This is a genomic window from Verrucomicrobiota bacterium (genome assembly GCA_016871675.1).
Taxonomy (GTDB): Bacteria; Verrucomicrobiota; Verrucomicrobiia; order Limisphaerales; family VHCN01; genus VHCN01.
In genome coordinates, this window is the sequence record VHCN01000082.1 from 1 (window position 1) to 12,234 (window position 12,234).

Annotated in this window: 8 protein-coding genes; 6 read left to right on the forward strand and 2 right to left on the reverse strand. The window is 66.8% G+C overall.

Annotation, left to right across the window (positions count from 1 at the left end; translation table 11 throughout):
* On the reverse strand, positions 1–1,156 hold a 1,156-nt coding region (locus tag FJ386_13575), incomplete at its 3' end, for a hypothetical protein (protein ID MBM3877722.1).
* 141 nt (positions 1,157–1,297) lie between these two features.
* On the reverse strand, positions 1,298–2,005 hold the full coding sequence (locus FJ386_13580) for a hypothetical protein (protein ID MBM3877723.1): 708 nt from the start codon (positions 2,003–2,005) through the stop codon (positions 1,298–1,300).
* 426 nt (positions 2,006–2,431) lie between these two features.
* Between FJ386_13580 and FJ386_13585 the strand changes: the two genes are divergently transcribed.
* The 6 genes from FJ386_13585 (at position 2,432) to FJ386_13610 (ending at position 12,215) form a co-directional block, all read left to right on the forward strand.
* Complete coding sequence (locus FJ386_13585) at positions 2,432–3,397, forward strand: hypothetical protein (GenBank protein MBM3877724.1); 966 nt, start codon at positions 2,432–2,434, stop codon at positions 3,395–3,397.
* 199 nt (positions 3,398–3,596) lie between these two features.
* The gene (locus FJ386_13590) at positions 3,597–4,631 is read left to right on the forward strand and encodes a MoxR family ATPase (GenBank protein ID MBM3877725.1); all 1,035 of its coding nucleotides are present in this window, start codon (positions 3,597–3,599) and stop codon (positions 4,629–4,631) included.
* Positions 4,632–4,718: 87 nt separating this feature from the next.
* Positions 4,719–5,624, forward strand: a complete 906-nt coding sequence (locus tag FJ386_13595) for a DUF58 domain-containing protein (protein MBM3877726.1) — start codon at positions 4,719–4,721, stop codon at positions 5,622–5,624.
* Positions 5,625–5,626: 2 nt separating this feature from the next.
* The gene (locus FJ386_13600; protein ID MBM3877727.1) at positions 5,627–7,885 is read left to right on the forward strand and encodes a VWA domain-containing protein; all 2,259 of its coding nucleotides are present in this window, start codon (positions 5,627–5,629) and stop codon (positions 7,883–7,885) included.
* 161 nt (positions 7,886–8,046) lie between these two features.
* Positions 8,047–10,524, forward strand: a complete 2,478-nt coding sequence (locus tag FJ386_13605; GenBank protein ID MBM3877728.1) for a hypothetical protein — start codon at positions 8,047–8,049, stop codon at positions 10,522–10,524.
* Between the two features lie 86 nt (positions 10,525–10,610).
* Positions 10,611–12,215: a hypothetical protein gene (locus tag FJ386_13610; GenBank protein MBM3877729.1), complete on the forward strand. Its 1,605-nt coding sequence runs from the start codon at positions 10,611–10,613 to the stop codon at positions 12,213–12,215.
* Positions 12,216–12,234 lie beyond the last annotated feature (19 nt).

Below are 12,234 nucleotides of genomic sequence, written 5' to 3' on the forward strand. Positions count from 1 at the left end.
GTGTCAGCACGTGGGCGTTGATGCGGTGCACGGTGAGCCGGTGCAGGCAGACCGTCAATACTCCGCCGAACGCGAGGCACGTCGCGCCGAGCACCACGTGGAGCGTCGCCACGTCGGCGGCTTTGTTCGTCCAGACCGTCGCCGCGCCGAGCAAGCCCTGCCCGCAGACGAGCGCGAACCAGCCCCACGCGAGCCGCGTGAAAAGATGACCCGCGCCGAGCTGCCGGCGGAGCGTCCACACGCAACCGAACACGCCCGCAAGAATGAGCGCCGCCACGATGCGATGGGCCATGTGAAGGTGGATGTGCGCCGCAGTGATGGGATTGAAGTCGCGCACGTCCATGCGCCGGGCGTTGACTTCGGAAAGAAACGCCGGGTCGCTCCGCGGCCAGAGCCTGCCGTAGGCGAGCGGGAAATCCGGCACGGCGAGCCCCGCGTGCTGGTGCCGCATCGTCGCCGCGAGGCCGAGCTGGACAAAAATCAGGACCGTGACGCAAAGGAACATCCGCCGCGCCTTGTCGCTCGGCTCGACCGCAAGGCGCAGGCCGAACATGTTGCGCCACCACGCCGTCGTGAGCAGCGTCACGAGCACCATGAGCGTGAGGAACAGTTGCGCGAGCATCCCGTGCACGATGCCGAGTTCCGACTTGAACAGCGTGACGCGCAATCCGCCGAGGACGCCCTGGACGAGCACCAACCCGAACACGATGACCGCGCACCACCGCAACGGTTGCGACTTTCGCGCGAGGCGGACGAGGCCATACACGACGAACCCGAGCGCGACGCACGCGACGGCGACGAACACGGCTTGCGTCCGGATTCCGATCAGCCCGAGCGTGAGCGCGATTCCAGCCAGACCGGCCTTTCGCTGCCAGCCGGTCGTCTCCCGCGCCCAAATCCAACCCGAGAGCAGGGCGGTGAGCAACCCGATGCCCGAGGCGACCAACCGGTGGGAATGCTCGTAGAAGATGCCGCCCTTCCACATCGAGATCGGCAGGAAGAACATGTTGTAACCGTAACTCGTCGGCCAGTCCGGCACCGCCATCCCGGCGCCCTTGCTCGTCACCAGTCCGCCCATCGCGATCAGGCCAAGCGTCGCCAACGCCGTGAACGCGGCGAAGCGGCTGAGCCACGGATTGTCGGCGGGACGGGTCATTGGGCTGACGGTTTCTGGTTCAAGGTCCGGGTTCAATGGTTGGTTCCCGCGGCCCCGCGCCGTCGCGCACAGGGTCGGGGCAAAAAACAAACCGCTGCGACCCAACCGGCCGCAGCGGTCTGGTGAATCTGAGTTCGGAGGCTATTTAACCTCGAACGTGAAATCAACGGTGACCGTGCCGCCCTTGACTTCAATGTCCTTGGTCACGCCCTCGTTCGCGGCCTTGCGATGCTTCGCCTCGACGGTGTATTTGCCGTCCGGGACATTCTTGATGGTGAACTTGCCGTCCTTGCCGCTCACCGCGAAGTAGGGGTGATCAACGATGCTCACGTAGGCGAACATCCACGGGTGGATGTCGCACTTGAAGCGGAGCAACGACTCCGGCTTCTCGAAGGTGAACATCAGGTCCGGCGACTTGGCCATCTGCGCCTTGTTCGACTCGGGGTTGCCGGGAACGGCGGGCGTGGGATGGACATTGTGCAGGAACGGGTCGGAGTTGCGCACCGCGATCTTCTGGCCGGTCTGCACGGCGGAGACGTAAGGCGTGTATTGGCACGCGACCTGGTCGATCAAGTGCTGCGCGGCCGAGGCGCCGGTGGACTTGCCGCTCACGCTCTTGAGCACGATCACGGTGTCGGCAAGGCCGCCATCCTTCGCGACCACGAAGAACGGCATGCGGGGATTCTCGGCGAGGCCCTTGCCGCAGAACTGGTCGGCTTTCATCGGCATTTCAGGACTCGGCGGAGGAGTGCCCTTGAGGGTGATCTTGCCGGTGATATCCCCGGCGATGGCGAGCGAAGCCGTGGCGACTGACGCGACGGCGGTGGCGGTGACAAGGTTCAGTTTCATAGGTTCAATCTGCGGTTTTTTCTGCGCGTCTGGCGCAAAAGCGGGCGGACGCTAGCACTGGCCCAATGGGCCTGCAAGAGATTTGGAAATCCTCTCATCGGTGGCGCCTGTCCCGCTCGATGGCAGTTCGACGGGCGGTCACTCGACCTATTCACCGGGGTCTGGCAGCGCGTCCATCGACCCGCAATTCACTGCCACTTCGGCGGCGACCTCGAAGCAGCGGTCGTCGGCCGCGCGGCTCGACGCGCTGCAAACACAAATGGCCCAAACGCGACCAAGGGCAAGCGGCGCGGCGCGGAGGCACACCCCAAGAAAGTATCTTGGAAAGCGCGCAACGCTCCCGTAGTCTCCGCGCCGCAATCCGCCGCGAGTTCGGGGCCGCCGAATCTTCGCGGCCCGATTCACGTCCGAACGATCAACACGAACATGAAGTCATCGCTCCTCGCCGCACTGACCGTTGCCCTCGTCACCGCCACCGCCGCCGGCGCGGCGGATGCCAAGGTGGATTTCGCCAAGGACGTCCTGCCCATCCTGGACAAGCACTGCGTCAAGTGCCACGGCGCCGACAAACAAAAGGGCGGTCTGCGCCTCGACACCAAGGACGCCGCGATGAAAGGCGGCAAGGCGGGCAAGGCGATCATCGTCGGCGACGCCGCGAAGAGCGAGTTACACAAGCGGGTCATCCTTCCGAAGACCGACGACGACCGCATGCCCAACGAAGGCGAGCCGCTCTCCAAGTCGCAGGCGGACATTTTGAAGAACTGGATCAATCAAGGCGCGGGGTGGCCCGCCGGGGTCGCCATCAAGTCCGGCGCCACGCCCGCCGCGAAGGGACCGCCGCTGGCGGCGAACTTCAAGCCAACCACCGCCGAGACCAAGGCCATCGCCGCGCTCGCCGCCAAGGGCATCGAGGTCCGGCCGGTCGCCTTGAACGTCCCGTGGACGATGCTCAACCTGCGGCTGCTCGGCACCAACGTCACCGATGCCACGCTCGCCCAACTCAAGGACGTGAAGAGCCTCACCGACTTGAACCTCGCCACGACGAAGATCACCGACGCCGGCCTCGCGAGCCTCGCGAACCTCACCAACCTCACGCGGCTCCACCTCGAGCAAACGGCCGTGACCGACGCCGGGATGCGCCACCTCGCGCGCCTTCGCAACCTCACCTACCTGAATCTTTTCGGCACGCAAGTCAGCGACGCGGGACTCGGCGAACTCAAGGACATGAAGTTCCTGCGGAGCCTCTACGTGTGGCAGAGCAAAGTGACGACCAACGGCGTGAACTCGATCAAGCAGGTGCTGCCCACGGTCGAGGTCGCGACGGGTTGGAATCTCGCGGACCTCCCGAAGGCGCCCGAACCGCCCGCGAAGAAGGACGAGAAAAAGAAGTAGCGTGGAATCGGGCGCGGCTCGAAATCCGCGCGAACCCGCGCAGACCGCGGCCCTTCGCGGGTGCCCGTGAATTTCACCCGAGCACCTCGCGTCAGCCGTCCCGTGTTCCGGCAAGATTTGGGTGGCAATTCACTCCGCGCTGCCCTCGAATGTCCGCCGTTTCACGCAATGACGGAACGCAACACCCCCCCATCGCTTCATGAGCGCCACCCCTGATCCCACCGTTCAAATCGACAAGAAAGACCTGCTCGCCGTGGACCAGCTCCGCAAGGCCAGCGCCACCATCCGCGGCGAACTCTCCAAAGTCATCGTCGGCCAGGACGCCGTCGTCGAGGAGGTGCTCATCGCCATCTTCACGCGCAGCCACGCGCTGCTCGTCGGCGTGCCCGGCCTCGCCAAGACGCTGCTCGTCTCGACGCTTGCGCAGACGCTGCACCTCTCGTTCAAGCGCATCCAGTTCACGCCCGACCTGATGCCGAGCGACATCACCGGCACCGAGGTCATCTATCAGGACCCGGCCACGAACCAGCGCGAGTTCCGCTTCCTCAAGGGGCCCATCTTCGCGAACATCATCCTCGCCGACGAAATCAACCGCACGCCGCCCAAGACGCAGGCCGCGATGCTCGAATCCATGCAGGAACGCAAGGTCACCGTCGGCGGCGTGGACCATCCGCTGCCGAACCCGTTCTTCGTGCTCGCCACGCAGAATCCCATCGAGCAGGAAGGCACGTATCCGCTCCCCGAAGCGCAGCTCGACCGTTTCATGTTCATGGTCATGGTGGATTACCCGAGCACGCAGGAGGAACTCGCCATCATGAAAATGGCCACCGGCGTTGAGCCCGCCAAACCGCAGGCGGTGCTGACCGAGCAGGACATCCTCGACGTGCAGGCCACCGTGCGCCGCATGCCGGTGAGCGACCATGTGTTCGCCTACGCGGAGAAGATTGTCCGCGTCACGCGCCCGAAGGCGCCCGAGGCGCTCGACTTCTGCAAGAAGTGGCTCTCGTGGGGCGCGGGCCCGCGCGCGAGCCTCAACCTCATCATGGCCGCGAAGGCGCGCGCGATGTTGCGCGGGCAGTTCCACGTGAGCTGCCACGACGTCGCCAGCGTCGCGCTGCCCGTGCTGCGCCACCGCATCATCCCGAACTTCGCCGCGCAGAGCGAAGGCGTCACCCCCGACGACATCACGCGTAAAATCCTGGAGGCGATTCCGAAGGACGAGAAGCTGGCGTAACGCCCCGCCACCGAGAGACAGGAGCCTTCACCGGTGAGATTCCTCCCTGCGCCTTCTGTGCCTCTGTGGTGAACCCCAAACGCCACGATGGACAAGGCCCACATTGACGCGCTGCTCGACCCGGTCGCGATTTCGCGCGCGGAATCGCTCGGCCTGCACGCGCGCCTGCTCGTCGAGGGCTACATGGCGGGCGAGCACAAGTCGCCTTACCGCGGCTTCGCCATCGAGTTTGCGCAGCACCGCGAGTATTCGCACGGCGACGACCTGCGCCACCTCGACTGGAAGGTCCTCGGCCGCACCGACCGCTACTACATCAAGCAATACGAGCAGGAGACCAACTACGTCGCGCACATCCTCCTCGATGGTTCCGAGTCCATGAAATACGGCTCGGGCAGGCTGACCAAGCTCGGCTACGGCAAGATGATCGCCGCGTGCCTCAGCTACGTGATCTTGCACCAGCGCGACGCCGTGGCGCTCGACATCTTCGACACGGTCACGCGCGAGTATCTGCCGCGGAGCAACAGCCACTCGATGATCCACAAGACGATGGCCACGCTCGCGGGCTTCCAGCCGCAGCACCAGACGAACATCGCCGAGGTCCTGCACGACATGGCGCGCCAGATCCGCCGCAAGGGCATCGTCATCATCATCAGCGACCTCTTCGACGACGAGCAGAAGATCCTCGACGGCATCCAGCACCTCCGCTTCGGCGGCAACGAGGTGATCGTCTTCCACACGCTCGACCCGTTCGAGCTGGAGTTTCCCTTCACGGGCCTCGTCGAGTTCGAGGGGCTCGAAGCCATCCCGAAGCTGCTCACGCGCCCGCAGGAAATCCGCAAGAGCTACCTGCGCGAACTCGAGGGCTTCCGCACGCGCGTGCGCGAAGGGTGCGAGAAGAACCACTGCCATTACGTCCCGGTGAACACGGGCCACGCGCTGCACGAAGTGCTCGCCGGCTACCTGGCGTTTCGTTTGAAGACGACAACGCGCTGAGCATGAGCTTCCTCAACCCCCTCCTGCTCTGGGCCGGCGCCGCCGTCGCGGTTCCCATCATCATTCACCTGCTCAACCGGCGGAAATTCCAGAAGGTCGTCTGGGCCGCGATGCGCTTCGTGAAGGTGTCCATGGAACAGAACCGGCGGCGCATGGAGATCGAGGACATGATCCTGCTCGCGCTCCGCTGCCTGCTCCTGTTGCTGCTCGCGCTCGCGCTCGCCCGCCCCGCCATGCGCTCCAGCACGAGCGACCTCTTCGGCCAGTCCAAGGTCACCGCCGTCATCGTCCTCGACAACTCCGCGAGCATGGGCGTGAGCGACGGCTTGCAGCAGCGCTTCGACAAGGGCCGCAAGGCCGCCGAGCAAGTCCTCGACACCCTGCCCACCGGCTCAGCCGCCGCGGTCTTCCTCGCGTCCGACGGCGTGAACGCCGCCATCCCCGAGCCGACGCACGACCTGAACCTCGCGCGCAAGGTGATTCGCGACGCGCCGCTCTCCGACCGCGCCACCGACCTCTTCGCCGCCATCGAAAAGGCCCACGAAACGCTGCGCGGCCGCACGTCGCTCGGCAAGGAGGTCTATGTCATCACCGACGGCCAGCAGTCCGCGTGGCGCCAGCTCGGCGACATCCAGAAGCTTCTCGCCAAGGCGAAGGACGCGCGCGGCGACCAGTCCGTGCAGACGCGCGTGGTGCTCGTCGGCGAGCCGGAGGAGCGCAATCTCGGCGTCACCGACCTGCGCGTGACGGGCGGCCTCACGCCGGTGAACCGCCCGTTGCGCTTCGAAGCCCGCGTGACCAATCACGGCAAGCACGAGGCCACCGGCGTGAGGGTCACGTTGCAGGTGAACGCCGAACCGCCGGGCGATGACGTCGTCATCCCGAACATTCCCGCGGGCGAATCGCGCGCCGTGTCGCTCTTCGCGCGGCTGCGGACCGAGGGCTTCCATTCCATCACCGCGCGCATCCCCGACGACCGCTTCGCCGCCGACAACCGGCGCACGCTCAGCGTCCGCGCGCTGCGCGAGGTGCGCGTGCTGCTCGTGGACGGCAACCCCGGCGCCGAGCCGCGCGATGCCGAGACGTTCTTCCTCGCGCACGCGCTCGTGCCGGTTGTGCCCGAGGAAGCCGAGGGCTACTTCATCAAGCCCGCCATCATCCCGGTGGCCGACCTTGCGGAGCAGCGGCTCGACGACTTCGACGCCGTGGTGCTCGCGAACGTGCCGGAGTTCCCCGCGTCGCTCGTGACGACCTTCGAGCAATACCTCCGTCGCGGCGGCGGGTTGCTCATCTTCCCCGGCGCGAAGGTGAACGTGGCATTCTACAACGACCAGTTGCACAAACGCTCGAACATCCTGCCCGCCACGCTCGGCGAACCGCGCGGCGACGCGACACAGGAGGACCAGTTCATCACCCTGCAATCCAAGGGCTACGACCATCCGATCGTGACCATCTGGAACGACCCCGGCTCGGGCCAGTTGAACTCCGCCCGGTTCTTCCGCGCGTTCGAGTTGCAGTTGCCTCCGACCACGAGTGAGCCGGCGGGCAAGAGGGAGGGTGAAAAATCCCGCTCTCCCGCCATCCCACTCTCCCAAGCTCCGACAAATCCCGTGCCCGACGCTGGCGTCTCAAAAGTCATCCTCCGATACTCCGACCACTCCCCCGCCGCCGTCGAGCGCCCGTGGGGGCTCGGCCGCGTCATCCTCTTCAGCAGCACCGCGACGACGACGTGGAACGACCTGCCTGTGCGGCCCGCGTTTGTGCCGCTGCTTCACCGCACACTTGCCTCGGTTGTGCAGCGACAGGACGAAGGCTTGAACCTGCGCGTCGGCCAGGGCTTCGCCCGGCGCATGGCCGCCGAGTGGCTCGGCAAGGACGCCGTCATCCTCAGCCCCGCGCACAGCGGCGGCGCGCGCGAGCTTCGCAAGATCGAACTCGCGGGCGGCTTGCCCATGCTTCAATACGACATCACCGACCGCGCGGGCGTCTATGAAATCTCCATCGCCGAGCCGCCCGCCGTGCTGAAGTTCGCCACGCAACCCGACCCCGTCGAATCGGACCTCACCGAAGTCACGCCCGACGAACTGCGCGCGCTGGGCGAATCCGCGCGCGTGATCCGCTGGAACCCGACCCTCTCCTTGCGCGAGATGGTCGAGAAGGAGCGCCTCGGCTCAGAGTATTGGCTGCCCGTCGCCCTGCTCGCGATGCTCCTCGCGGGGTTGGAGACGTTCCTCGCGCAATACTTTAGCCGCTCGAAGTAACCGCGAATGGACACGAATCGACACGAACCAGACAGGCCCGGAGCCCGCCAATTGGGGCTGATCCGCTCCGAATTCGTGCAAACCCTTGCCACCAGTGTCAGCCCCACCTCCCCCGGGCCTTCACTCGCGTCCATTCGCGTCCATTCGTGGTGTCCGGCCGCATGAACGATTTGCTCCTCAAACTTCTCGGCGCGCGCGTCGAGGCGGCAGGCGACATCGCCGGCGTGAAACTCACGTTTCACGGCGGCGCGGGCGTCGGCTGGGTGGTGTTCCTCGCGCTCGCGCTCGGGGCGCTCACGTGGTGGACGTATCGCAACTCGCCCGTCGCGCTTTCGGCGTCCCGCCGCTTTGCGCTCACCGCCCTGCGCATGGCCTTCCTCGCGTCGGTCATCCTGCTGCTGCTCCGGCCCGTCCTCGCGTTCACCGTCGAGGGCAGCATCCGCCGCGCGTGCCTCGTGCTCGTGGACGCCTCGTCCTCGATGCAAATCAAGGACCCGCGCGTCGCGCCCGATGACGTGAAGCGCGCCGCCATCGCGAAGGGCGGCCTCGACGCGCACAAGGGCCTCGCGCCATCGCTCCCGCCCGGACGCAACGCCGAATACGACCAGCTCTCACGGCTCGACGTCGTCCGCGGCGCGCTCAAAAACGAGCGGCTCGACCTGTTGCCGCGCCTCGACCTCGAGTTCGAGATCGTCCCGTTCAGCTTCGGCCAGCGTGTGAACGCGCTGCCGCGCTCGAAAACCGAGGTCACGAACACGCCCGCCGGCGAGGCGAAGCAGGCGCGCCGCAAGGCCGGCATCCGCGAGTTTGAATGGGTGGACCGCCTCGCCGCCACGAGCCCGACGACTCCGCTCGGCGACGCGCTCACCGAGGTCGTCAAGGCCAAGCGCGGCCAGCCGCTCGCGGGCGTGGTGCTCATCACCGACGGCGCGAACAACACCGGCACCTCCCCGCGCGAAGCCGCCGCGCTCGCAAGGCAGGAAGGCGCGCCGCTCTACATCTGGGGCGTCGGCATCACGAGCCCGCGCGACATCATCGTCGCGAACCTCTTCGCGCCCGAGGTCAGCTTCGTGAAGGACGAGGTGCTCGTGAACGTGCGCGTCCGCTCCCAGGGCTTGAACGGCGAAAAGGCGCGCATCGTGTTGAAGCTCGGCGACACGAAGGTGGACGAAAAGGAAATCACCTTCGGCCCCGACGGCGAGCAGGTCGTGCCGATGCAGTTCACGCCGCAGGACCAGGGCGATTTCGAGATGACCGCCTCCATCACGCCGCGCGACGACGAGACGGTGAAGGACAACAACGCGCGCGCGCAGCACCTGCGCGTGATCGACACGAAGATCAAGGTGCTGCTCGTGGAGCAGTCGCCGCGCTGGGAGTTCCGCTACCTGCACGCGATGCTCACACGCGACCGGCGCATCGAGTCCAAGACCGTGCTCTTCGAGGGCGACCCGTCCATCACCCGGGGCGACCACGTGTCGTTCCTCGAGCGCTTCCCCGCGACGAAGGAGGAGCTCTACACGTTCGACCTTGTCGTGTTTGGCGACGTGGACCCGCGCACGCTCACGCCCGAACAGATGCGCAACCTTAACGAATACGTGTCGAAGTTCGGCGGCGCGTTCCTGATGGTCGCGGGCAAGCGCTTCAGCCCCGGCGCGTATCGGCGCACGCCCATCGAGCAGTTGCTGCCGGTCGAGTTCGACGCCGCGCCGGCCGAGTCCGTGTCAGCCGGCGAGACCATCGCGGAGAAGCCCATCCGCCTTGCGCTCACGACCGCGGGCCGCACGAGCACGATGCTGCGCCTCGCGGACAAGGAGGACGAAAGCGCCGCGTTCTGGAAGGAACTGCCGCCGATCTACTGGGCCGCGCGCGTGGCCCGCGCGAAGCCCGGCGCGGAAGTGCTGCTCGTGGACCCCGACCCGCTGAAGGCGTCGCGATTCGGCCCCATGCCCGTCGTCGCGCTCCAGCAATACGGCCTCGGCCAGGCGATGTTCGTCGGGACCGACAACACCTGGCGCTGGCGCAAGAACGTCGGCGACGCGCACTACACGGCGTTCTGGAGCCAGATCGCGCAGCGGCTCGCGTTGCCGCACCTCATCGGCGGCTCGCGCAAGACGCAGCTCACCACCGACCGGCAGAACTTCGTCACCGGCGACCGCGTGAACCTCTTCGCGCGCCTGTATCGCGCGGGCTTCGAGCCGGTGACCGACCCGGCGGTCAGGGGCTTGTTCTCATTGCGCGCCGGAGACACCGGCGCCCCGACCGAGGTTTCGTTGCGGCCGGTGCCGGAGCAGCAGGGCGTGTATCGCGGCGAATTCGTCGCGCCCGCGCCGGGAAACTACAGGTTCTGGACCGACCTGGACCCCGACACGCGGCTCGATTTCAACGTGACGGCGCCGCAGTTCGAGCTGGGCGAGACCGCGATGAGCGAGACGCTGCTGCGCGAGATGGCCGCGCTGAGCGGCGGCGCGTTCTTCCGCGAGGAAGACCTCCACAAGCTGCCCGACGCCATCAAGGCCGGGACCGACCGCGTGCGCTCGCCCCTCGAAGTCGAGCTGTGGGCCTCGCCGCTGTATTTCCTGCTGATGCTCCTGCTCATCACCGTCGAGTGGGTCCTCCGCAAATTGTCGCACTTGAAATGACCGCCGCACCGGAACAAGCGAGAATCGCCCGCGCTCCGCTGACGCCCCGCGCTTCGCTGCTGGGGAAGATCGCCGCGGTCCGGCGCATGCACCTGTCGGTCGCGGCGGGCACGGGCGTGTTCGGCGCGCTTGCGCTCGCGTCGGCGCTGTTGCTCGCGAGTTGTTTGCTCGACTGGTGGCTCGACTTCCCGTGGGCCTTGCGCGCACTCCTTTTCACGGCGGAGCTCGGTGCGGTGGGCTTCCTCGTCACGCGGCACATCGTGCTGCCGTTTGTCCGGAGCCCGGATGACGACACGGTCGCGCTGATGGTTGAGCACGGCAAGCCGCAGTTTCAGACGCGCCTCATCGCGTCGCTCCAGCTCACGCGCGCGGACGCGGTGCAGCCCGGCACCTCGTCCGAGCTGGTCGAGGCGCTCGTCGAGGAAACCGAGCGGCTCGCGCGGCCGGTGGACTTCAACGAGGTCGTCTCCACCCGGCAGTTCCGGCGCTTCATCGCCTGGGCCATCGTCAGCGTCGGCATCGCGGGGTTCCTGTTCGTGAAGGGCGAGGACGTGAGCCGCGACCTGCTTGCGCGCGCGCTGCTCTCGCGCGAGACGCCCGTGCCGCGCAAGACGCGCGTGGCGGAGTTCAGCGGCAGCGTTCGCATCGGCCGCGGCGACGGCGTCCGGTTGTGGGCGCACGCAAAGGGCGCCATTCCCGAAACCGGCCGGCTCGAGGTGAAGTATTCCTCCGGCCGCTCGCAGGAGTTCGCGATCGAGCAGACCCGGACCAACAGGAGTTACTTCGACCTCACACTCGAAAACGTGCAGGACAGCTTCGACTACGCAATCCACCTCGGGGACGGCCGCAGCCCGAAGGCCCGCGTCGAGACCATCGTGCGGCCGACCGTGGCGAAGATTGACTGCACGCAAGATTACCCCGCCTACACCGGGCTCGGGACCGTGCGCCGCGTGCTCGGCGATCTCACGCTGCTTTCGGGCAGCCGCCTCAGGCTCAGCGTCACCGCCAGCAAGGACGTCGCGCGCGGCGCCATCAAGCTCATCGGCCTCGACCGCGAGGTGCCGCTCAAGCCCGTCGCCGGCAAACCGTCCGAGATGGAGGGCGAGTTCGCCATCCCGACCAACGCGCTCACGGGCTTCATGGTGCAGCTCGTGGACAAGTTCGACATGACGTCGAAGGACGAGGCCGTCTATCGCATTGACCTGCTGCCCGACCGCGCACCCGCGGTGCGCATCACGTTTCCCGACCGCAAGGAGGAGCTCATCACGCAGCAGGCGCGCGTGCTCGTGGGCTTCGAGGCGCTGGACGATTTCGCCGTGAGCCAGGTTTTCCTGCGCTACAAAGTGGATGACGGCGAGGCGAAGGGCATCGAGCTGCTGCTCGCCGACAAGTCGCAGCGCGGAGTGCGCAACCGTTACGATTTCCACGTCGGCGGACTCAAGCCGCCGCCGCCCGAGGGCGCGACGATCGAATGGTGGATCGAGGCGCGAGACAACAACAACGTCACCGGCCCGGGCATCGGTTCGAGCGACCACTACGTCGCGAAAGTCGTGAGCGAGGCCGACAAGCGCGCCGACCTCATGGCCCGCGTCGGCGACAGCATCGGCGCCATCGGCGACGTGGCGAAGGATCAGGAGACGTTGAACAAGCGGCTGGGCGAGCTGATCCAGGGGCGGCCGGAGCAGCGGTAGCGCCGGGGGCGAGTTTTCT